The 23,069-nt window shown below is 37.3% G+C and carries 21 protein-coding genes; 11 read left to right on the top strand and 10 right to left on the bottom strand.

The genetic code is table 11. The features are described 5' to 3' along the window. The first annotated feature begins 41 nt into the window (after positions 1-41). From ACFSQJ_RS10185 to ACFSQJ_RS10175, 3 genes are all read left to right on the top strand, one after another. The gene (locus ACFSQJ_RS10185) at positions 42-1,115 is read left to right on the top strand and encodes a PA0069 family radical SAM protein (protein ID WP_377766857.1); all 1,074 of its coding nucleotides are present in this window, start codon (positions 42-44) and stop codon (positions 1,113-1,115) included. A gap of 102 nt (positions 1,116-1,217) precedes the next feature. Further along, complete coding sequence (locus tag ACFSQJ_RS10180; protein WP_377766856.1) at positions 1,218-1,571, top strand: YciI family protein; 354 nt, start codon at positions 1,218-1,220, stop codon at positions 1,569-1,571. Between the two features lie 48 nt (positions 1,572-1,619). Beyond that, entirely contained in the window at positions 1,620-2,867 is a 1,248-nt protein-coding gene (locus ACFSQJ_RS10175; RefSeq protein ID WP_377766855.1) for an RNA polymerase sigma factor, read from the top strand. A gap of 11 nt (positions 2,868-2,878) precedes the next feature. Here ACFSQJ_RS10175 and ACFSQJ_RS10170 read toward each other — a convergent pair whose 3' ends face one another. From ACFSQJ_RS10170 to ACFSQJ_RS10155, 4 genes are all read right to left on the bottom strand, one after another. Then, complete coding sequence (locus ACFSQJ_RS10170; protein ID WP_377766854.1) at positions 2,879-4,912, bottom strand: six-hairpin glycosidase-like protein; 2,034 nt, start codon at positions 4,910-4,912, stop codon at positions 2,879-2,881. A gap of 58 nt (positions 4,913-4,970) precedes the next feature. Then, a complete protein-coding gene (locus tag ACFSQJ_RS10165; protein ID WP_377766853.1) occupies positions 4,971-5,630 on the bottom strand; it encodes an HD domain-containing protein in 660 nt (219 codons plus the stop codon). Further along, on the bottom strand, positions 5,630-6,364 hold the full coding sequence (locus tag ACFSQJ_RS10160) for a lysophospholipid acyltransferase family protein (protein WP_377766852.1): 735 nt from the start codon (positions 6,362-6,364) through the stop codon (positions 5,630-5,632). Before ACFSQJ_RS10160 ends, ACFSQJ_RS10165 begins: the two co-directional genes overlap by 1 nt. A 63-nt stretch (positions 6,365-6,427) precedes the next feature. After that, positions 6,428-6,838, bottom strand: coding sequence for a BrxA/BrxB family bacilliredoxin (locus tag ACFSQJ_RS10155; protein ID WP_377766851.1), 411 nt, complete (start codon positions 6,836-6,838; stop codon positions 6,428-6,430). Between the two features lie 111 nt (positions 6,839-6,949). Here ACFSQJ_RS10155 and ACFSQJ_RS10150 point away from each other — a divergent pair, with 111 nt between their 5' ends. The 4 genes from ACFSQJ_RS10150 (at position 6,950) to ACFSQJ_RS10135 (ending at position 10,535) form a co-directional block, all read left to right on the top strand. Beyond that, positions 6,950-7,690: a TerB family tellurite resistance protein gene (locus tag ACFSQJ_RS10150; protein ID WP_377766850.1), complete on the top strand. Its 741-nt coding sequence runs from the start codon at positions 6,950-6,952 to the stop codon at positions 7,688-7,690. Positions 7,691-7,813: 123 nt separating this feature from the next. Beyond that, on the top strand, positions 7,814-8,398 hold the full coding sequence (locus ACFSQJ_RS10145) for a HupE/UreJ family protein (protein WP_377766849.1): 585 nt from the start codon (positions 7,814-7,816) through the stop codon (positions 8,396-8,398). A gap of 64 nt (positions 8,399-8,462) precedes the next feature. Continuing rightward, positions 8,463-8,900: a deoxycytidylate deaminase gene (locus ACFSQJ_RS10140; RefSeq protein WP_377766848.1), complete on the top strand. Its 438-nt coding sequence runs from the start codon at positions 8,463-8,465 to the stop codon at positions 8,898-8,900. Between the two features lie 9 nt (positions 8,901-8,909). Next, positions 8,910-10,535, top strand: a complete 1,626-nt coding sequence (locus ACFSQJ_RS10135; protein ID WP_377766847.1) for a S41 family peptidase — start codon at positions 8,910-8,912, stop codon at positions 10,533-10,535. On the opposite strand, the gene ACFSQJ_RS10130 is transcribed toward ACFSQJ_RS10135, so the two are convergent. After that, on the bottom strand, positions 10,532-10,735 hold the full coding sequence (locus ACFSQJ_RS10130) for a hypothetical protein (RefSeq protein ID WP_377766846.1): 204 nt from the start codon (positions 10,733-10,735) through the stop codon (positions 10,532-10,534). The genes ACFSQJ_RS10135 and ACFSQJ_RS10130 overlap by 4 nt on opposite strands. Positions 10,736-10,746: 11 nt before the next feature. Beyond that, positions 10,747-11,322: a MarC family protein gene (locus ACFSQJ_RS10125; RefSeq protein ID WP_377766845.1), complete on the bottom strand. Its 576-nt coding sequence runs from the start codon at positions 11,320-11,322 to the stop codon at positions 10,747-10,749. A gap of 127 nt (positions 11,323-11,449) precedes the next feature. On the opposite strand from ACFSQJ_RS10125, the gene ACFSQJ_RS10120 reads away from it, so the two are divergent. Continuing rightward, positions 11,450-12,022 (top strand): DUF3109 family protein, encoded by a 573-nt coding sequence (locus tag ACFSQJ_RS10120; RefSeq protein ID WP_377766844.1) that lies wholly within the window; start codon positions 11,450-11,452, stop codon positions 12,020-12,022. Here ACFSQJ_RS10120 and ACFSQJ_RS10115 read toward each other — a convergent pair. Together ACFSQJ_RS10115 and ACFSQJ_RS10110 are read right to left on the bottom strand one after the other, a co-directional pair. Beyond that, entirely contained in the window at positions 12,012-13,979 is a 1,968-nt protein-coding gene (locus ACFSQJ_RS10115) for a tetratricopeptide repeat-containing sensor histidine kinase (RefSeq protein WP_377766843.1), read from the bottom strand. The two genes, ACFSQJ_RS10120 and ACFSQJ_RS10115, sit on opposite strands and share 11 nt — an antisense overlap. Before the next feature lie 9 nt (positions 13,980-13,988). Further along, the gene (locus ACFSQJ_RS10110) at positions 13,989-14,723 is read right to left on the bottom strand and encodes a LytR/AlgR family response regulator transcription factor (protein WP_377766842.1); all 735 of its coding nucleotides are present in this window, start codon (positions 14,721-14,723) and stop codon (positions 13,989-13,991) included. Between the two features lie 836 nt (positions 14,724-15,559). Between ACFSQJ_RS10110 and ACFSQJ_RS10105 the strand changes: the two genes are divergently transcribed. Together ACFSQJ_RS10105 and ACFSQJ_RS10100 are read left to right on the top strand one after the other, a co-directional pair. Beyond that, on the top strand, positions 15,560-16,546 hold the full coding sequence (locus ACFSQJ_RS10105) for a ribonucleotide-diphosphate reductase subunit beta (protein WP_377766841.1): 987 nt from the start codon (positions 15,560-15,562) through the stop codon (positions 16,544-16,546). A 151-nt stretch (positions 16,547-16,697) separates the two neighbouring features. Next, a complete protein-coding gene (locus ACFSQJ_RS10100; RefSeq protein WP_377766840.1) occupies positions 16,698-19,175 on the top strand; it encodes a ribonucleoside-diphosphate reductase subunit alpha in 2,478 nt (825 codons plus the stop codon). Between the two features lie 369 nt (positions 19,176-19,544). Here the strand turns inward: ACFSQJ_RS10100 and ACFSQJ_RS10095 are convergent, their stop codons facing one another. Then, a complete protein-coding gene (locus ACFSQJ_RS10095; RefSeq protein WP_377766839.1) occupies positions 19,545-20,198 on the bottom strand; it encodes a gluconate 2-dehydrogenase subunit 3 family protein in 654 nt (217 codons plus the stop codon). Next, complete coding sequence (locus ACFSQJ_RS10090) at positions 20,198-21,913, bottom strand: GMC oxidoreductase (protein WP_377766838.1); 1,716 nt, start codon at positions 21,911-21,913, stop codon at positions 20,198-20,200. The genes ACFSQJ_RS10095 and ACFSQJ_RS10090 overlap by 1 nt, the downstream gene beginning before the upstream one ends. Positions 21,914-22,055: 142 nt before the next feature. Between ACFSQJ_RS10090 and ACFSQJ_RS10085 the strand changes: the two genes are divergently transcribed. Further along, a complete protein-coding gene (locus ACFSQJ_RS10085; protein WP_377766837.1) occupies positions 22,056-23,060 on the top strand; it encodes a sugar phosphate isomerase/epimerase family protein in 1,005 nt (334 codons plus the stop codon). Positions 23,061-23,069 lie beyond the last annotated feature (9 nt).

The following is a 23,069-nucleotide window of genomic DNA, read 5'->3' as shown; positions in this document are numbered from 1 at the left end:
TAAAATAGGAATAATTCCATAAATTTGGAATAAATCCTAAATTGAAACAATCGCCATATCTTAAGGGTAGGGGTGCGCAACAAAACACGCCCAACAAGTTTCTCAATCATATTTATGAGCAGCGAGACGATTTCTTGGAGTTTTGTAGACTTGAAGGTGAAGAAGCTGATACTAATCGCACCCAATATATTCCGATTTTTCCCAAAACTATTGTCAATAAGGTTACCAGCCCCGATGTTGGCATGCAGTTTTCGATGAATCCCTATCAGGGTTGTGAACACGGTTGTATTTATTGTTATGCACGCAATGCACATGAGTATTGGGGTTATAGCGCCGGGCTCGATTTTGAACGTAAGATTCTTATTAAAAAGGCGGCTCCTGAACTTTTGGAAGAAAAGTTGAAAAGCAAAAAATGGAAGGCCGCTACCATTGTGCTTTCAGGTAATACAGATTGTTATCAACCTGCGGAACGGCAATTTGAGATTACAAGAAAGTGCTTAGCGGTTTTTTTAAAGTACCGCCATCCTGTTGGGATTATTACTAAAAATGCTTTGATATTAAGGGATTTGGATATTTTGAAAGCGCTTTCCAAAAATGGTTTGGTAGGTGTCAATGTTTCCATTACTTCCTTATCCGAGGAAACTAGACGTCTTTTAGAACCTCGTACCACAACAATAGCCAAACGCTTAAAAACAGTTAAGGTTTTAGCTGAGAATGGTATTCCTGTAAATGCAATGCTAGCCCCAATGATACCGGGTATCAATAGTCACGAGCTTTTAAAGTTGGCACAAACTGTTGCTGACCATGGCGCTTTATCTTTTGGGTTTACCGTAGTCCGTTTAAATGGTGCGATTGGACAGATCTTTACGGATTGGATAGAAAAAGCTATGCCAGACCGTGCCAAAAAGGTATTGCATTCAATTCAAGATTGTCACGGAGGGTCTTTAAATGATAGTCGGTTTGGGTTAAGAAATAGAGGGGAAGGCAAAATAGCTTCACAAATTCATGATATGGCCAAACTGGCTAGGCAAAAGTATTTTTCAGATAAGGAATTCCCGAAGTTAAGAACCGATTTGCACGAACAGTTTAAAGATGGGCAAATGAAATTATTTTAAATAAATTTATAAATGGTTGTCCAATGTCTAGATGTGTTTTCGTCATGCTAATGAAAACAACGTAAAATCAGTCCGCTTGAAGTGGACACAAAATGTAAAACGATGAGTAATTTTTTGTATTTATTTAGAGGTGGCGATGATGCTTATGGGAAATTGTCACAAGAAGAAAAACAAGCACATATGCAAGTATGGGGGGCATGGATGGGAAAGTTGCAAGAAAAAGGCCAATTATTAGACGGACTCCCCTTGGCCGAGGATGGAAAAGTAGTTCACAATAGGGGAGAATTGGTGACTAACGGACCATTTGCAGAAGGGGCTGAGCTTGTTGGAGGGTATTTAATAGTTTCCGCAAAGGATATGGATGAAGCGGTAGAAATTTCTAAAGGATGCCCCATTTTCGATTATGAGGGCAGTAATGTTGAGGTGCGTGAAATACTTTCAATGGACCAACACTAAAATCAAAATAGATAAAGGCCTGATGTTCATCAGGCTTTTTTATATCCTATGCAAAACAAAAAAGCAACTGATACCGTAGAACACCTTTTTAGAAACGAATATGGTAAGGTTATAGCTCTATTGACCAGTAAGTATGGCGTTGCTTATTTAGAAAAAATTGAAGATGCCATACAAGACGCATTTATAAAGGCCATGCGCTTGTGGGCCTTTAAAGATATTCCTGACAAACCTACGGCATGGCTATTTAGAGTAGCTAATAATGCTCTAATCGATGGCCTGCGAAGAGATAAGAAAATGAGCTATCTAGAAGACTCAAAAACAGCAGAAGCCGCAGGTTCGCGAGTAGAGTTGGCAACAAAAGATGAGTTGACCGATAGTCAACTTAAAATGATATTCGCCTGTTGCCACCCAGCATTATCAGAAGAACATCAACTTATTTTAAGTTTAAAACTAATAGGTGGTTTTAGCAATAAAGAGCTTGCAGAGGCACTGCTTAAAAAGGAAGAAACCGTTGCCAAATCTTTTACCAGAGCCAAAAAAAAATTCAAGAATAAAGTGCAGTTTTTGCAGATACCAATTCAAATGGGCTTACAGTCAAGACTTTTTGTTGTCTTACGTGTAATTTACTTATTATTTAGTGAAGGCTATGCGACAACCACTGGGTCTCAAATGGTAAAACAAGATATTTGTTATGAGTCTTTAAGACTGGCCCTTCTTTTAAGAGAAAATAAATATTGCAGACATCCGAATCTAGAGGCCCTTATTGCCTTGATGTGTTTTCACGCCGCTCGTTTTGATTCACGCTTAGATGAAAATGGTGATTTGGTTTCCCTAGAGTTTCATGACCGTTCTAAATACTCTAAAGAGCTGATTAAAATTGCCGAATATCACTTAGAGAATTCGGGTACTTTAGACAGATTGCCTTCTAATTATCACTTAGAGGCTGCAGTCTCTTATTACCATTGTTCGGCCAAGACCTTTGAAAAAACGGATTGGAAAAGCATTCTTTATTTATATGACCTACAATTAAAACAACAGTTTTCCCCAATTGCAGCCTTGAATAGAATTGTACCTTATGCAAAAGTATATGGAGCTAAAAAGGCCTTAACGGTGCTTGAAGTCTTAGAAGAGAAAACGAATTTTGGTTCAAATAGTCTTTTTTATGCGATAAAAGCGGATTTGTTTTTTCAATTAGAGAATGATAAAGCCCACCAAGAGCATTTGCAGAAAGCTATCCGCTTAAGCAAAAACGAACTGGTCAAAAAGCACTTAAGAAAAAAAATAAGGAAGGTATAGGAATAGCTTACTCATAAGCCGTGGTTTACAAGGGTAGATGCGCCAATTTTAATAGTTTTATTTAAGAGCACTTGGCCTTTATTTTCGACCCTAACAAGTAACTTTCCTTTTCTTCGATTAATAGAAATATCCATGGGTGCTCCGGCTATAAATACGTTTTTAAGAGATAAAAAGTCCCAACCATCTGGTAAACTTGGTGATAGTTGTGTTTTATTAAAACCCATGGGTTCTATACCCAACAAACCTTCGGTAATAATTCTACAGTAAAGGGCACTTTCAGCTGATAAGTGCTTCATATTATTTTCTGGATAAGCTTCAATGGCATAAGGTACATGATCGCCCAAAAGCCTTTTTTGAGAGTAACTTTTTAGTTTATTATAAGCAAGGTCAACTTCACCAACTCGCATAGCGCCTCTAAGGGCATAGAGGGTTGCCCTATCCCAAAAAATAGCATCTTCGACCGGCACTTCAGGATTCAGTTCTACCAAGATGCCGTTTTTCGTCCAGAGCTTTTCAAAAAGTGCTGCAAGTGTACCCTCTTTTCTTTTATCGATGCCCATTGTTAAAGGCAGGCATATCCAATGGCGCAATAAGGTATTTTCTTCAAAATATTTATAGGTTTCTAGACCTTCCATGGTGCTTCCAAAATAGTTTTCGATAACAGCCTCCATTTCATTTGCCCTGGTAGCATACAAAGCGGCTGCTTTAGCCAGTTTTAGTTCTTTGGCAAGTCTTGAGGCATATTTTAGTCCGCCATAATATAATGTTGAAGTAGATAGGTTGGCAGTGCCAGTTTCTATTCGTCCTTCCATTTCATCAGATTCTGATTGTACGGCACCTGCGGCGTTTCGCATTTTATGGCAATATTCGATAGACCACTCTATCAATGGCCATAACTTTTTAGATTGCTCCATATCACCGATCGAAAGCAGATATAACGATGTGCCATAAGCGATCATAGCGGCGTCGCCACGATCTAAATGTTTCATTGGAAATATGCCGTCAACTTCGAACGCATAAGGAATATGGGTATCTTCTGTCGGAATGTTTTCCAAGAATTTTTTATACGTATTAAATGCGGCCGTACTAGCATTTTCATACCCTAAATAAGGAAAAAAGGGCCCACTATACTCTACTTGATCATTCGCCCAGATACCGGTATAATAATTTCCGCCCCCTGGTGAATGTACTAGCCCCATTGAAGAATCAAAAATACTTTCTGAAGCTCGTATTTTTGAAAAATAGAATAGTGTGTTAATGACCGCGTCAGGTGTGTTTAAAACTAAGTTGCTTTGAAGCTCTTTTAAAAATTGCTTTCGTTGCATTAGGGCGCTATTAAAGTCAAAATCTGAAGCTTTTTCTTCTTTTAAAGTAGCGCCATAGTAAACCGGAAAGCTATAAGACTCATTGGGCGCTATTGTTCTTTTGTCAGTCGCGTCACTGTAAACCTCATGGCGGTAGATGCCCTTGTAACCCAATTCTTTTTGCTGAAGCGAATAGTTGGTAAAAAACACTTCTTTTTCTGCGGCATCGATATTTTTAATATCCCATTTTTCTACCAAATAACGATTTTCCATTGACGGATATAGGGTTTTGGTCACCTGCAGACCATTGACCGGAGTACAATAAAAAGTAAGCATCCCAGAAATTTTAATGGAGTCTATTTTTGAGGGAATTATGAGTTTTTCGTTATAGGTAATGGTTGGAGACGCATCCTCACCGACCTTTTTTCTGAAGTAAGCACGATACTTTTTCCAATCTGGCTCATTGGATTTGTTATAAGTTCTAAGCTGCGGAAAAATCACATCTTTAGTAATACTTAAGTTTTTCTCTTCGTCAATCTCATAGTAAAGAATTGCAGAAACCTTTCTGCCCGACATTTCAATATTGTCTTTGTGCGGCAGTCTGTCTTCGTTGGTCAAATCCCAAACAATACTCTTTTCATCAGAGAGTTTCCAGAAATTAGGACTAACAAGGTCTTGGGCAATGCTGCTGTAGAAGCTGAAAATGAATAGAAGGCTAAAGAGATGAAAATACTTTTTCATAATTAAATTTGAGTTTTTTGAAGATACAAAAAGAGGTTTAATTATGCGAGATGCCATACTAAAGTTGGCCGTTCCATTCTTTATAGAATTGTTCAAGATAATCAAGCATTACTTGATGGCGTTGTTCAGCTATTTTTTTACCGGTAGTGGTATTCATTTTATCCTTCAATAAAAGGAGTTTTTCATAGAAATGATTGATAGTTGGCGCCTTAGATTTTTTATACGCTTCTTTGGTCATGTTCAAGTTTGGTGCAATATCGGGGTTGTATAATTCTCGATTTTTATACCCTCCATAATTAAATGCACGTGCGATACCAATGGCACCAATGGCATCTAATCGATCGGCATCTTGAACAACTTGTAACTCTTTTGAATTAAATGACTTTCTATTTTTATCCAAAGAATTTTTAAAAGACATGTTTTTTATAATATCGATGACGTGCTTACTTATTTTGCCCTCTACGTTTAAAGAATTTAAAAAATCCTTTGCCCGTTGTGGCCCTATACTCTCGTCGCCATTATGAAATTTTGGATCCGCAATATCATGTAAAAGGGCTGCAAGACTGACCACTAAAATGTTTACATTCTCTTCTTTGGCCAGTAGTAGGGTATTGTTGAATACACGTTGAACGTGAAACCAATCATGTCCGCCTTCCGCACCTTTTAAAGTTTCTTTTACGAATACAATGGTTTCTTCTACCAATTCTGAGTCGTTCATCAATCTACTTTAATATCTTTTATAACTTGTTGCTCAATTTTTGAAAGTAAATCATCAATATTTCCTTTATTTTCTATGGGAGGATGCACTTTAAATTTTAAGTGCGCACCGATGCCCATCGGAAATTTGCCATAGCGCAACAACTTCCAAGAGTTGTTTATAGTTATAGGAACAACTAACGCAGATGGCGCTTTTTTAAGCAACATTTTTAGCCCCATTGGTTTAAAGGGCTTTGGGTTGCCATCTCTACTTCGCGTACCTTCAGGAAAAATAACGGCGCAGCGATTGTATTTTTCTATGTAAGTGCCCAGCTTTCCTATTTCGGTAATGGCCTGCTTTCCATCATTTCTATCAATAAGTACAGAACCACCATGCCTGAGATTATATGAAACACTGGGGATGCCTTTACCCAATTCTTTTTTGCTCACGAACTTCGGATGAAACTTTCGCATGTGCCATATGATAGGTGGAATATCATACATGCTTTGATGGTTAGAAACAATGATAATGGGCTTATCTAACGGTATATTTTGATTGTTTTTAAAGGTATATCGAGTGCCTAAAACATTGGTGGAAAGCATTAAACATCTATTCAAAAGACTTACACTTTTTTTATGTGCATTGTAACCAAAAACATTAAAACAAATCCACTGTATAGGGTGAAAGAAGAGAAGTGCTAATCCGAAGAAAAGAAAGAAAAGAATGGTCAGCGGATATGAGAGCAACTTTTGCATGGCGTAAAAATAAAAAACCACCTCAAAAAAGAGATGGTTTTTTTAGTAGTTTTTAAACTGTTCTTAGCAATGTTCGTTGTATGCTTCTGTCAAGTTTTCAGCAATCATTTCGGCTGGTCTACCTTCAATATGATGTCTTTCGATCATATGGACCAATTCTCCATTTTTAAATAGGGCCATACTTGGTGATGAAGGTGGAAAAGGAACCATTGCCGCTCTTGCCGTATTGACGGCTTCTGTATCTACGCCGGCAAATACCGTAGTAATGTGATCGGGCTTTTTATCGTTTTGCAAACTTAGTTTTGCCGCCGGCCTGGCATTAGCCGCTGCACAACCACAAACAGAATTTACAACTACTAGTGTTGTACCTTCTTTTTTTAATGCATTCTCAACAGCTTCACTTGTATATAATTCTTCGAATCCAGCACTTGCTAGATCGTTTCTCATTGGTTTTACTAATTCCTCAGGATACATAGTCTATTTTTTAAGATTCACAAAGATAGGTTTTTTGTCGTATTTTTTTGTGAGACTTAACATGTCTTTGACTATTCAAAGGGCTATATTTGAAATTTCAATTTTTCATTTATGATCAAGTGGTTTGCAGCCATTATAGGGTATTCTTTTTTACGTTTTCCGGGTGCTATTTTAGGCTTTCTGATAGGTAGTTTTTTAGATAATTTAAATAGTAATAAAGGTGGGGGAGCTAGAACCGTTTTTCGAGATTTTACCAAACAAACGGTTTCACCTGCAGATTTTGAATTGAATCTCTTATCACTTTGTTCCATTGTAATAAAAGCTGATGGGCAGGTAAGTCAAAGAGAGCTCGATTATGTAAGGCAGTATTTTGTGAGCACCTATGGCAAAGAAAAATCAAACGCAATTTTTAGAACATTTAACGATGTCATCAAAAAGAGAGAAGTTTCTGCACAGCGCATTTGTTCCTATTTAAATCAAAGAACACGCTATGAGGTGCGTTTGCAATTGATACACTTTTTATTTGGAATTGCGCAAGCGGATGGGCAAGTTAGTCAACCAGAAGTCACTAAATTAAGGGAATTGGCAGGTTACCTTCGCGTGGGGCAGAACGATTTTGAGAGTATTATGGCGATGTTTATTAAATCCGCCGATAATGCATATAAAATCTTAGAAATTCAACGATCTGCAACAGACGATGAGGTAAAAAAGGCCTATCGAAATATGGCAAAAAAATACCACCCTGATAAGGTAATAACCGATAATGAAGCCATTAAAAGGGGCGCCGAAGAAAAATTTAAGGAAGTACAAAAAGCATATGAGGTCATTCAACAAGAAAGAGGGATGGTTTAATTTAGGGGTCAGTAATCAGTAGCTAATCTCTAAACAGTATAGTATCTGCAATAGTAAATTTTCAAAGAAAACCGCTACGAGGTACTACAAAAGGCTTGTAACTTTAACTTGTAACTAATAGACATGCAAGATTTTTGGTTTTATATAAAATTGGGTTTAGAGCACGTTTTAGATTTAAGTGCCTATGACCATATTCTTTTCTTATCCGCCTTGGCAATTCCGTTTACTTTTAAAAGTTGGAAACCCGTATTGGTTTTGGCCACAATATTTACCATTACACATTGCACTTCTTTGGCATTTTCAGTGTATGGCATTTTCTCGATAGATGTTGAGTTAATTGAATTTTTAATTCCGGTTACCATAGCGCTAACGGCTATACTCAATTTTTTCAGGGTATTTAGAAAAGAGCACGTTACAGGCATCTATTTTCAATGTCTTGCAACTGCTTTTTTCGGGTTAATCCATGGTTTCGGATTTTCAAACTATTTTAATATGTTAATGGCAGAAGAAGAGCATAAACTATCACCATTATTGGGTTTTGCTACAGGTATTGAATTCTCTCAAATCATAATCATCTTAATGATTTTGACTATAGCATATCTTATGCAATCTGTGTTAAAGGTGAAACAATCTATTTTCATTGGGGTTACATCGATTTTAATTCTTATTGCCACAATACCCATGTTAATCGAGACGTTTCCTAATTAGACCAATAGTTAATTTTAAGCGAATAAGGTTGTAAGGCATTTTCAAAGCAGGTATATTTAATTTTATGAAGGAGAGCAAGCAAGAAAAGTATGATAAGGCCTATTTGAGAATGGCAAAAGAATGGGGCAAACTATCGTATTGTCAACGAAAGCAGGTTGGAGCGATTATTGTAAAGGATAGGATGATTATTTCTGATGGATATAATGGCACCCCAACAGGTTTTGAAAATGTTTGTGAAGACGAAGAAGGTGATACAAAATGGTACGTTCTGCACGCCGAGGCAAATGCAATTTTAAAGGTCGCTGCTTCTACCCAGTCTTGTGAAGGAGCCACGCTTTATATTACCCTGTCGCCGTGTAGGGATTGCAGTAAATTAATTCATCAATCAGGTATAAAAAGGGTGGTGTATCAAAAAGCCTATAAAGACGATTCTGGGCTACGATTTTTAGAGCGCGCAGGGGTCGAAACCATGCATATGCCCATTTTAGAAGAAATGGTTTAGGCAAAAGCTATGAAAAAGAAATACAGTTATATATTGCCCACTTTATTGGCATTGGCAGTTGCCATTGGTATCTTCATTGGTGGTAAACTCCACTTTAATGATTCACCAGAAAAACTTTTTTCTACCAATTCAAAAAAAGATAAGCTTAATCGGTTAATAGATTATATCGATTATGAGTATGTAGATGATATTGATACCGATAGCATTGTAGACGTTACGGTGAACAATATTTTAGGCAAACTTGACCCCCATTCGGTTTATATACCAAAAAGTGAAATGGAAGCCGTTGCCGAAAATATGAAAGGTGATTTTGTGGGTATCGGCATACAGTTTAAGAGAGTAAAAGATACCATAACCGTGGTAAGGGCAATTAAAGATGGGCCTAGCGATGTTAATGGAATAAAGGCCGGAGATAAAATCTTAATGGCGGATAAGGATACCCTCTTCGGCAAGCAAATATTGAATAGTGAGTTAATTGCCAAGCTAAAGGGAGAACGCGGCACAAGAGTTCGCCTTAAAGTGCTTAAAAAGCCTGAAAACGAGGTCTTTTTTGTAAATGTGACACGTGGTGTGGTTCCCATTCGAAGTGTTGAGGCAAACTTTATGCTATCTAGTGATTTGGGCTATATAAAAATAAACCGATTTGCAGAATCTACTTTTGATGAGTTTAAAAAGGCTTTAAATAGACTTCAAAGAAAGGGTGCGCAAAAACTGGTGTTGGACCTACGGGACAATCCTGGCGGATATCTTGGGATAGCTGAAAAATTAGCGGACGAATTTTTAAAAGAGGGAAAGCTTATTTTATATACCAAGAACAAAAAAGGACGCATAAACAAAGCGTTTGCTACCAAAAAAGGGAGTTTTGAAGATAAGGAAGTATATGTGTTGATTAATGAGCGTTCAGCTTCTGCCAGCGAAATTATTGCTGGTGCACTACAAGATAATGATATCGGAACTATTGTTGGCAGGCGTTCATTCGGAAAAGGCCTAGTGCAGCGTGAGATGGATTTAGGAGATGGATCAGCCGTACGATTAACGGTTTCACGTTACTATACACCAACGGGGCGTTCTATTCAAAAGTCATATGATAAGGGTCACAAAGACTACTATCAAAAATTTATGGAACGTTACAATAGCGGCGAACTGGTTTCTGTAGATAGTATCAAAGTAGCGGATTCTTTAAAGTTTAAGACTCCAAAAGGCAAGATAGTATATGGTGGTGGAGGTATTATTCCTGATGTATTCGTGCCCATTGGTACTTTAGAAGAAGAACGAGTGGAAAGTTTGGACAACAGGGGCTATTTTTCTGATTTTGTTTTTCGCTTTCTAGAAAGGGATAGAACTAGGTTTGCGAACTACCCGAAAAATGAATTTATGAACGATTATAAAGTTGACGATATCATCTTTGAAAGGTTCGTAGATTATGCCTTAAGCCTAAATGTAAAGATGGATTTCTATGGCCAAGACGAGAAAATAAAGCGTTATTTAAAGGCAAATATTGCAGAACAAATGTACTCACCTAATCTAGCGGCAGAGATTAAAAGTTCTGAAGACAAAATGCTCCGTAAGATTTTAGAACTGAACAATGAAACGCTAGAAATACAAGAGGCAGATTTAATAGAGTCTCAGAATTAGCCTTTCTTCACTTTTTCTTCAATCTTTTTAGCGGTCATAAATATCAATAATAGTACAATGGCGCATAATGAGGCCACAATACCTATAGCCGCAATTAAACTATCTCCATCAAATAGATTATTAAAGTCTAGCAAGGTCACATTGTAGGCAATTAATCCTAAAGCAATAATAATTAAGATAAGGGTGAGGGTTTTGTTCATGGCGCTCTGGGTTAATTTAATAATGCATTAATGTTAGTGGCAAATAGTTTTACCGCTATTGCCAGTAAAATTACGCCAAAAACCTTTCTTATGATATTCAATCCGGTTGCACCAAGAATTTTCTCGATTTTAACCGAAGATTTTAACACGATATAAACGAAAATGACATTAATGACAATGGCTACGATGATATTTTCAACATAATATTCGGCGCGTAGTGAAAGTAATGAAGTCAGAGTACCTGCACCAGCAATAAGTGGAAATGCTATAGGTACGATCGAAGCACTTTCTGGCTCGTCATCTTTGTATAATGTTATGCCCAATACCATTTCAATGGCTAGAAAGAAAATAATGAAAGCACCGGCAACCGCAAATGAGTTGACATCAATACCGATTAAAGATAGAATGCTCTCTCCCACAAATAGAAAAGCGACCATGATACAAGCTCCGACTATTGACGCTTTTTCTGATTGAATGTGCCCAACTTTCTTGCGGAGCCCAATTATTATGGGAATACTACCCAAAATATCGATTACCGCAAAAAGAACCATCGTAGCGGTAACAATCTCTTTGAAATTAAAGTTCATTTTATGCTTTACTTAAAAATTCGTGCAAATTTACGTTTAAAAGCAAGTATTTAGATTATACGAATGTGTATAAAATGAAAGTTTTAAATTTACCTTCTTTAAAAAGAATCCTTTTCCGTTTTATAACATGTTCCAGATAGCTAAAACTTTAATTTCCGAAGAAATCATAGAGAACGATTTTGTCTGTAATTTAAATGTCTGTAAAGGGGCATGTTGTGTTGATGGTGCGTCTGGAGCTCCACTAGATGACGATGAAACAGTTATTTTAGATGATATTATTGATGCCGTAAAGCCGTTTCTTAGGTTAGAGGGCATAAAGGCGATAGAAGAACAAGGAACTTTTGTAAAGGGCGATGACGGTGAATGGGAGACTCCTTTGGTGAACAATAATGAATGTGCTTATGTTACATTTTCTGAAGAAGGCATCACCAAATGTGGCCTAGAGGAGGCATACAATAGCGGAGCTACCAATTGGAAAAAGCCTATTTCTTGCCACATGTACCCCGTTCGAATACGCGAATATTCTGAATTTACTGCGGTAAATTATCATAAATGGGAAATTTGTGATGCGGCTTGCAGTCTGGGTAAAGAGCTAAAAGTGCCTATATATAAGTTTGTTAAAGAGGCCCTTATTCGAAAATTTGGCGAAGCTTGGTATAAAGAGCTTTCAGAAGTGGCCGAAGAACACGCTAAATCGTAGGAATTTTGAGTGTGATTTTTGTTCCAGCGGCTCCTCCAGTTTCGTCTTTTAAATCTTCAATGGCTACTTCAAAATCGTTTTCATAGTCTTTAGAAAAATTGGCCAAGCGCTCCGTTGTAATATCAATACCTACAGATTTGCGTTTTAGTACCCGATTTTCCTTGATTTTTTCAGAAGCGTTTCTTCCTACCCCATTATCTATAACGTCAATTGCAATATGATACTTGTCATAATTGTATACGTTGAGCCAGATTCTTTTTTCACCTTCTTTTGATGATAAACCGTGCCAAATTGCATTTTCAAGAAAAGGTTGCAATACAAGAGATGGTATTTTTACTTGTTGCGAATCAATTTCTTTGGCAACATCGATCTCGAATTTTATCTCTTCCGAAAATCTAATATTCTCAATATTCAGATAAAGCTCTGCGGTTTCTATTTCTTCAGCTAATGAGATTTCCTTTAGGGAAGAACCTTCTAAAATCCTTCTGACCAGTTTAGAGAATTTATTGAGGTAGTGAACAGCGTTCTTTTTGTCATTGTTAATGATGTAGAGCTTAATGGAATTTAAGGAATTGAACAAAAAATGCGGATTCATTTGGCTACGCAACATGTTCTGCTCGAGACTTAACACTTTTTTCTCATTATCGGAATGGTACTTTCTATACATTATAAAAAGCATAGTGCCTATTAGACCAAGGGTCAAAGCAGCAACAAGAATTGTAGTTTGATTTTTTCGAAGTCTAATTTTAGACAACTCATTTTCTTGAGCAAGTGATTCTATCTCACTGTTCTTTTTCTCGTTGTCGTATTGTAAGGTAATCTCACTGATATAATTAAGATTACGTTGATTTACGATTGTATTTTCGAAACTTTCGGCTTCTTTTTGATATTTTAAAGCTTCTTTATAGTTACCGGTTTTTTCGGCTAGACTAGATAAAAATCTTTTTGCAGCGATAATAAGTGCCGGCATATTACTTTCTTCTGCCAGTTGAAGACCATAACTGATATTTTTTTTTGCTTTTTGGTATTCGCCGATCGAAGTTTGGGCGTGTCCGGTATTAATAAAAACAGATGAGCTTATGAAGTTATCCCCAATCTTGAGGGCTTGTTTTTGTAGTGGTTCAAAAATTACCAAAGCTGCATTGGGCATACCTTGTTTTGTATAAATACGGGCAATACTATTTTTACAAATGACTCGACCATAGTCAGAATTTATATCTTCATTATAAGCTAGAGATTTTCTGTAGTATTGGAGCGCTTCTTCTAGCTCTCCTTTTTGCTCGTAACAGTCCCCAATATTTTGATTATTTATGGCAAGGCCTAATTTATTGCTTAATTCTCTTTCTAGTTCAAGAGCTCTTTTAAATTGAGAAATTGCTAAATCGTATTGGCCTAAGGTTTGGTACAGATTGCCAATACTATTTAATGCAACATTTATACTCCTCTTTACATGCTTTGATTTATTTGACACCGTTTCTGCAATCTCCAAGGCTTGCTGATTATAACCTAATGCTGTTTGTATGGCATCTTTTCTTCTGTAGACTACACCTAGCATGTTTAAACTTAAAATCTTAAAATCGGTACTTTCTATTTCTTCTGCTATTGCTAGCCCTTTTTCATGTAGTATGATGGCTTTTTCGAGTTGAGACAAGTTTCTAAAGGCGGTTCCTAATTGGTTAAGGGCATAGGTTTGACCTTCAAGATAATTGTTTGATTTAGCCTCTTCTAAAAAGTAAGTAAGTAAGGTGGTATCTCTTTTTGAACGCTTTAATGCGGTATCTAGTTCCCCATATGATTTAGGTGCATCTTTAATTAAATCGCGAACTTTTTCCTTAAAATCTTCGGGGATGTCCTGTGCTTTTAGGGTTGGGCAGAAAAGCAATAAAAAAGCGATCAACAATGTGATGCAAGAATGACGGTAACTTTTTATAAAGTGAGGTAGTTGATGGTTTGGCATTCAGAGCATTTATAACAAATCTAAAAAATCTGATTTCTTTTGTCTTGACACAGGTATTTTATGGTTAGATTTTAGTATCACATAACCATCGGTTTTTAAAAACTCTTTAATCTGGCCTAGGTTTACTATAAATGAGTTATGTATTCTGAAAAAAGAATCTTTAGGTAGCAAAGCGTTTACTTCCTTTAGCTTTTTGGTCAAAACAATCTTCTGTCCGTCCGCCAGAAATATGGTGCTATAATTACCATCAGACTCCGCGTATAAAATTTCGTCGGCTTCTAAAAACAAAAGTTTCCCGTCCGTATTGACCGTAATCTTTCTGTCCAATGAATTGGAGTTAAAATTCAGTAATATTTTTTCAAATTTTTCAGCAGTATAGTTTCTAGAATTGTATTTTTTAATTTTTTCTATGGTTACACTTAGATCATTAGAATCTATGGGTTTTAGAAGGTAGTCTATAGCTTCGTTTTTCAATGCCTTTAATGCATATTGGTTGTATGCAGTGGTAATCACTACCGGAAACTTTGTATTGGTTAGGTTTTTAATAAATTGAAAGCCGTCCATTACCGGCATCTCAATATCTAAAAAGAGACAATCTGGGGTGTTTTTGGCTAAATAATCCAATGCTTTATGCGCATCGGTAAAAGATGCAACAATTTTAACCTCATCGCTTAGATTGGTAAGTTCCCAGCTAAGACTTTCTAGGGCTTTTATTTCATCGTCTACAATTACAGCTTCTAACATAAGTACAAACTAAGATATAAACATAGGACAAAAACGCATAGTGCGTTTAAAAATATGTATTAATGGGATGATATGTATTATAGTTGGTATGAAAAAGCAAATAGTTCTATTGAAAGGGGTGTAACGACTTAAAAATCAAGGTATAGTTGTATAATTTCTCTAGAATCCATTTATACATGATTCTCTGCCATTTATACAATTGACAAAATAATCAGTTGTTCGGCTTTATATCTTCGAAGAGGATTTTTGAAATAGAACAACTCAATATAGCCAATAATGAAAAAGAGTTTAATATTATTTGTGGTTTTGCTTATTGCTTTAGTGTTTGCCGCTATAAGTGAAAACAGAACTTTGCAAGATTCAAATGAGATTGCAGCTGTTGAATATAAAAATTAGACTTAGCAACAAATGTTATATCAACCAGCGTACGGCCAACCAAACATGCCAACGGTATGTGTGAAAATATAATTTAGGTCATTTAAAGCTTAGGTTCTAGGTGAGGGTTTCGGGGGAACTACCCAATCTTAATAGCAGAAGTGTATACAATGACTGGGCCGTACGGTTTGGTGATAATTTTTTAGACCAAAAGGTATCTTAATTAAGATACCTTTTGGTCTTTTTATTTTGTTCATTTTAACATAAGAAAGTTATAAATAGATTTAATTTCTACAATGTACTGTACATCGCTTGCGAGCCTAGATTTCAACATTTTGTGTTAAAAACTTTGAGGGCAATTACATAAAACAAACTTTACAATTCGGTTACATTTTTGAATCTTTGTTGGTCCCTGCCGAAAGGTAATTTTCAATCCTATATAAAAATTTAAATAAAACACTATGTCAGCTGCTATTGAGCCTATTTTAGAAGAAAATGAAGACAGATTTGTGATTTTCCCCATCAAGCATGATGATTTATGGGAATGGTACAAGAAATGTGAGGCTTGCTTTTGGACGGCTGAAGAAATTGATTTGGGTGAAGACCTTACGGATTGGAACGAAAAACTTAATGATGATGAGCGTTACTTTATCAAACACATTCTAGCCTTTTTTGCAGCGTCCGACGGTATAGTAAACGAGAATTTGGCAGAGAATTTTGTGAGCGAAGTACAATACGCCGAAGCGAAGTTCTTCTACGGTTTTCAGATTATGATGGAGAACATCCATTCAGAAACCTATTCTCTTTTAATAGATACTTATGTGAAAGATGAAAAAGAGAAAAATGTGTTGTTCAAGGCAATTGAAAATTTTCCGGCAATCAAGAAAAAGGCAGATTGGGCATTAAACTGGATAGAATCTCCAAGTTTTGCAGAACGTTTGATCGCTTTCGCTGCGGTAGAAGGAATTTTCTTTTCAGGAGCCTTTTGCTCTATCTTTTGGTTAAAGAAAAGAGGACTAATGCCGGGCCTTACATTTTCTAATGAGCTAATTTCAAGAGATGAGGGTATGCACTGTGATTATGCGGTACACTTGCATAACAAACACTTGATCAACAAAGTGCCAAAAGAACGTATTACTCAAATCTTAACGGATGCTTTGAATATCGAACGCGAGTTTATAACAGAATCTTTGCCAGCTAGTCTCATAGGAATGAACTCGAAGTTAATGACCCAGTATCTAGAATTTGTAACGGATAGATTATTGGTTGAATTAGAGTGTGATAAAGTATACAATGCCACCAATCCGTTTGATTTTATGGATATGATTTCGCTACAAGGAAAAACCAACTTCTTTGAAAAGCGAGTTTCAGAATACCAAAAAGCGGGTGTATTGAATAAGGATAAAGATGAGGATGCGCAGAAAATTAGTTTTGACGCAGACTTTTAAATAAGTATTGTTCAAAGGAGATTTCTTTAAAGAAAGCACTTTAATCCTTTTTTGCCCCAAAGCAAAAAAACCTACCAAGTAATGCCGACAAGTAAATCTTGTTAGCGTTAGCGAACATATATTTTAATAAACAAAAAAACAAAGTAGCCACATGTATGTAGTAAAAAGAGACGGAAGAAAAGAGTTGATAATGTTCGATAAGATTACAGCTCGAGTACGAAAATTATGTTACGGTCTTAACGGTCTTGTAGACCCTTTAAAAGTCGCCATGCGCGTAATAGAGGGTTTGTACGATGGGGTTACTACTTCTGAACTTGATAACCTAGCTGCAGAAATTGCGGCAACGATGACTACTACACATCCTGACTACGCAAAACTGGCTGCGAGGATATCCGTTTCGAATTTACATAAGAATACGAAAAAGTCTTTTTCAGAGACGATGAAAGATTTATATGAATATGTAAATCCTAGAACCGGAAAAAAAGCGCCCTTACTTTCAGATGAAGTTTATAAAGTGATTTCTGAAAATGCTGAAAAGTTAGACTCTACTATAATTTATAACCGTGATTTTGGCTACGATTACTTCGGTTTTAAAACATTGGAGCGTTCTTACTTGTTGAAAGTTAATGGTCAAATCGCTGAGCGTCCGCAGCATATGCTAATGCGTGTTTCGGTAGGTATTCATGTTGATGATTTGGATGCTGCTATAGAAACCTATGAGTTGATGTCAAAGAAGTACTTTACACATGCGACACCAACCTTATTCAACTCCGGAACACCAAAACCGCAAATGTCTTCTTGCTTCTTATTGGCAATGAAAGAAGATAGTATTGATGGCATATATGATACCTTAAAACAAACCGCAAAGATTTCACAATCGGCGGGGGGTATCGGTTTATCTATCCATAACGTACGCGCAAGAGGATCGTATATTGGTGGTACAAACGGCACTTCGAACGGAATTGTGCCAATGCTAAAAGTATTTAACGATACGGCACGTTACGTAGATCAAGGTGGTGGAAAACGTAAAGGCAGCTTTGCCATTTATATGGAACCATGGCATGCAGATATTTATGACTTTCTAGATTTGAAAAAGAACCACGGTAAAGAAGAGATGCGGGCGCGTGATTTATTCTATGCCATGTGGATATCGGATTTATTTATGAAACGTGTTGAAGCCAATGAAGAATGGACTTTAATGTGCCCTAATGAATGTCCGGGTCTTTTCACCAATCATAGTGAAGAATTTGAGAAACTCTATACAAAATACGAAGCTGAAGGCAAAGGCAGAAAGACGGTAAAAGCCCGCGAGCTTTGGGAAAAAATTCTTGAATCTCAAATTGAAACGGGTACACCGTACATGTTGTATAAAGATGCTGCCAACCGTAAGAGTAACCAAAAGAACTTGGGTACGATACGTTCTTCTAACTTGTGTACTGAGATTTTAGAGTATACATCTCCAGATGAGGTTGCTGTTTGCAATCTGGCATCAATCGCTTTGCCAATGTTTGTTAAAAATGGGGCTTTTGACCACAAAGAATTATTTAAGGTTACGAAAAGAGTTACCAAAAACTTGAACAAGGTTATAGATAGAAACTACTACCCTGTTAAAGAGGCTGAAAACTCGAATATGCGCCATAGACCCATTGGTTTAGGCGTTCAGGGTCTAGCGGATGCTTTTATCATGTTGCGTATGCCATTTACAAGTGATGAGGCCAAGAAATTGAATCAAGAGATATTCGAGACGTTATACTTTGCGGCAGTTACCGCTTCTATGGAGTTGGCCAAGGCAGAGGGAGCATATTCTTCTTATGAGGGTTCTCCGATTTCTGATGGTGATTTTCAACATAACCTTTGGGGTATCAAAGACGAAGAGCTTTCTGGCCGCTGGGATTGGGCCAAACTTCGAAAAGAAGTTAAAAAGAACGGTGTTCGAAATTCACTTTTGGTAGCACCTATGCCTACTGCATCTACCTCTCAAATACTAGGTAACAATGAGTGTTTTGAGCCATATACATCCAACATTTACACGCGAAGAGTACTTTCTGGGGAGTTTATCGTAGTGAACAAGCACCTTTTAGAAGACTTGGTTAATCTAGGTCTCTGGAATGAGAATATGAAGCAAGAACTCATGCGTGCTAACGGTTCTATTCAGCATATAGAAACAATACCGCAAGAGATTAGAGATTTGTACAAAACTGTTTGGGAGCTAAGTATGAAAGACATTATTGATATGTCTAGACACAGAGGTTACTTTATTGACCAGAGCCAGTCCTTAAACTTGTTTATGGAAAATGCGAATTACTCAAAACTAACTTCAATGCATTTCTATGCCTGGAAGAGCGGTTTAAAAACAGGAATGTATTATTTAAGAACGAAAGCTGCAGTGGATGCTATTAAGTTTACCTTGGACAATACCAAGAAGAAAGAGGTTCCAGTAAGTGTCGCTGCCGAAGCGGAAGTTACAGCAGCTGATCCAAAAGCTGCAGAGAACATAAAAGTGAACCCTACTCCTGTAGCGCAACAAGAAGTTGATATTCAGCCAATGACAGCTGCTGAAATGAAAGAGATGATTGCACGGGCAAAAGAAGGTCAAGCAGACGACGATTGCCTTATGTGCGGATCATAGTGTGATAGTGTTTATTTGATAAATGCCCTAGGTAAGCTCACCCCACAGAAGAGTTTCCTAGGGCGTTTTCGTTATAGAAGAGAAAGACTTTACTTTCTAACAAATAATCTAAAGGCCACAGCAGATATTGCTAACATGCCCAAATAGATTACCAAAAAAATTAAATACTTGTCCATTTAAATGCTTTCTTATGATAAGTACGATTCAAAATCATTTTTAGATTACGAAAACGTTGTAGAAATTGTAACTTATTATATATGAACGTACTAAAATTGAAAATCTTACACCATTAACGAAGATTTAGCATTTTAAAATAAAAAGCCCCTTTCTATCTTAGAAAGGGGCTTATATTGAATAGATTGTTCTAAGTTATAAAGACCAAGCTCTGCCTTGTGTTAGTTCATTTACGTCTCCACAGGCAATATATTCGCCAGGTAGGGGTAAATATGCAAGAACTTCCTCACCTATATACTCAGATGATTTATAAGCCCAAGTGGCTACTCCTCTAATATTGCCAGCAAATTCAAAGCAAGCAACATCTTCATCTAACGTAGCAGATTCTCCAGCTTCTATGGCTTCCATATAATCTCCAATAGCTTCCCCATGTGCTTTTTCTTCTTCTTTCGATCTTTTTGCCAAATACTTGTTTAAAGCAGGTTCAAAGTCTGCTCCTTCAAGGTCGGCCAAACTATCTTTTCCAGCGTCGGTCATTACCTTGTTCATGAATTTATCCATTACTACTTTCATGAATGCTTGTTGTTCTTCAGGAAGTACTTCTTTGGCGAATTCATCGATAAATACGTGTACATTAACTTCCGTAGCAGAAGGAGTATCTGTTTTTGGAAGAATAACATCAACCATTTGAGCTAAAGCATAACCTTTATCCTTCTCAAAATAACTAGGTACCCATTCTGCAAATGGAGCCTTGTCTTTACAACTCTGTACGAGTCCTAATAAAGTTGGTGTAGCAACGGCATAGCCGAATACCATACCCATATTTTTAAGTGCTGATCTTCTTTCCATTAGATGTTTCCTTTTTTAAGTTCTTGTGCCGCGTGATTCGCTGCTCTTGCCGTAAAGGCCATATAGGTTAATGAAGGGTTTACGCATGCCGCAGAGGTCATAAAAGCCCCATCGGTTACATATACATTCTTACAGGCATGTACTTGATTGTATTCGTTTACAACCGATGTTTTAGGATTGCTACCCATTCTAGCTGTACCCATTTCATGAATACCAAGACCAATGGCATAGGTGTCATCGTAACCTTCTATTTCGCGCGCTCCAGACTTTTCAAGCATTTGAGCCGCTTGATCGATCATATCTTTACGCATGTTCAACTCATTTTGTCTGATCTCTGCATCAAAAGTCACTGTTGGCAGACCCCATTGGTCTAATTTTTCATAGTCAAGGGTCATTTTATTCTCATGATAAGGAAGAATTTCACCAAAGCCTAACATATTCATATTCCATCCACCAGGAGTTAAAATAGCATCTTTATAGGCTTTTCCAAAATTAGCTTCAGCAACCATTTCTTCGTAATCGCCTCGACCGGCGCCACCTTGGTATCCGTAACCTCTGGTAAAGTCTTTCATGGTGTTGCTGCCAACGTTTCTAAATCTTGGCACGTAGATGCCATTAGGTTTTCTTCCTTTGTAATATTTATCATCGAAACCATCTATTTTACCTCTGGCGCCAGCTTTAAAATGATGGTCCATGATGTTGTGACCAAGTTCACCAGAATCATTTCCAAGTCCGTTTTCAAAACGGTCAGATTTAGATTGCATGAGTATAGAAGTAGATGAAACGGCAGAAGCACATAGAAAAATCACCTTCGCTTTAAACTCATAGGTTTCTTTGGTCTCTCGATCAATAACTTTTACCCCCGTAGCCTTTTTGGTGTTTGGGTCGTAAATGACTTCATGTACGATTGAATCTGGTCTAAGTGTCATGTTTCCGGTCGCTTCTGCAGCAGGTAGTGTAGAAGAAACACTACTAAAATATGCTCCGAAAGGGCAGCCTCTGATACATCTATTACGGAACTGACATTTAGAACGGCCATCGCCTTCAAACTTTTTGTCTCCTGTTATGTGAGCTACACGCCCTGCAGTTATTACTCTTCCGTCAAAGTGCTCGGCCACTTTGCTACGTACGTGGTCTTCAACACAGTTCAATGGCATCATTGGTGTAAATTGTCCGTCTGGCAGTTGGGGCAGTCCTAAAAGTTCACCGGAAATGCCAATATAAGACTCTACCTTGTCATACCAAGGTGCTATGTCTTTGTAGCGTACCGGCCAATCTATGGCAACACCTTCTTTTTTATTGGCTTCAAAATCAATATCACTAAATCTGTAGCTGTGTCTACCCCACATAATAGAACGCCCACCAACGTGGTACCCACGCATCCAATCAAAACGCTTGGTTTCATTATACGGGTGTTCAAGGTCGTTCACGAACCAGTGTTTTGAGGCCGCTTTTGTAGTATATCCTGTTCTATTCTGTTTTTCTTGTTTGGCCACATCTTCTCTCGTAGGTTCTCCATTATGCGGAAAATCCCAAGTGTCCATATTGGCGGTAGGGTAGTCTTCACGATGTTTGACCATAGGGCCACGCTCCAAGACCAATGTCTTCAATCCATTTTCACACAATTCTTTAGCGGCCCAACCTCCGCTTATGCCAGTTCCGACAACAATCGCATCATACGATTCTTGTTCATCATTGTAATAGAATTTACTCATGTATACTTCATTGTTTATCCTCTAAAAGTATTAAATATTAAATTAATTTTCTACATTTAATCCCTATGTTTATTGGGAAATTAGCACTATAACGTTGTAGTAAATCCTAATTTGATAAGCATTAGCATTTTGAATCGCCAATATGAAACGAAGAAGGTTTATTGAGAATGGGGCCAAAGCGGGTATTGCTTTTTCATTGTTAGGAATTCATGCGTGCAAACAATCTTCAAAAGAAACTAAAGATAGTGCTGCTGAAAAACCGGTAAAAGTTGCGGAAAAAAACCCCTTTTTTGAATTATCATTAGCGCAATGGTCTATTCATAGAATGATTAGAGAAGAAGGTCTGGATCCCTACCTTTTTGCTGAAAAAGCAAAATCATGGGGGTTCAAAGGTTTGGAGTATGTCAGCCAGTTATATAGAGATGAACTGGAGGCTGAAAGTTATTCGGTTGAGGCCATGCAAAATTTTGTCGACAAGAATAACCTAGAGGCAAAAAAACACGGTCTAAGAAATCTTTTGATTATGATTGACGGTGAAGGCCCACTTGCGTCACTTGATGTAGATAAACGAACACAGGCTGTGAAAAACCACCATAAATGGGTCGATGCTGCCGCTGCCATGGGCTGTCATTCAATTCGTGTGAACCTGCAAGGGACAATGGAACCAGAACCTTGGGTTAAAGCTTCGGTCGATGGGCTGACCCAACTCGCAACCTATGCCAAAGATAAAAATGTGAACATTATTGTAGAGAATCACGGTGGACCTTCTTCTAATGGTTCATGGCTGGCTGAAGTTATGCGAAAGGTAAATTTAGATAATTGTGGTACGTTACCCGACTTTGGTAATTTTTGCGTGAAACGAGAGTCCGGGGGTTATTACGACTCTGCATGTATAGAAGAATATGATATATACCAAGGCGTAAAAGAGCTTATGCCTTACGCTAAAGCGGTAAGTGCGAAAACGTATGATTTTGATAAGAATGGAAATGAAGTCAAAATCGATTATGTAAAAATGATGCAGATAGTAAAACAAGCAGGATACAACGGTTTTGTTGGGGTAGAATATGAAGGAGATGCCTTAAATGAAGAAGAAGGAATTATAGCAACTAAAGATTTATTAATAAAGGTAGCCGGACAACTTATTTAGTTTCAGTTT

The sequence above is a fragment of the Croceitalea marina genome, assembly GCF_042684265.1.
GTDB classification, from domain to species: domain Bacteria; phylum Bacteroidota; class Bacteroidia; order Flavobacteriales; family Flavobacteriaceae; genus Croceitalea; species Croceitalea marina.
The sequence above is the reverse complement of the archived record's forward strand: the minus strand, read 5'-3'. Positions and strand labels throughout refer to the sequence as shown.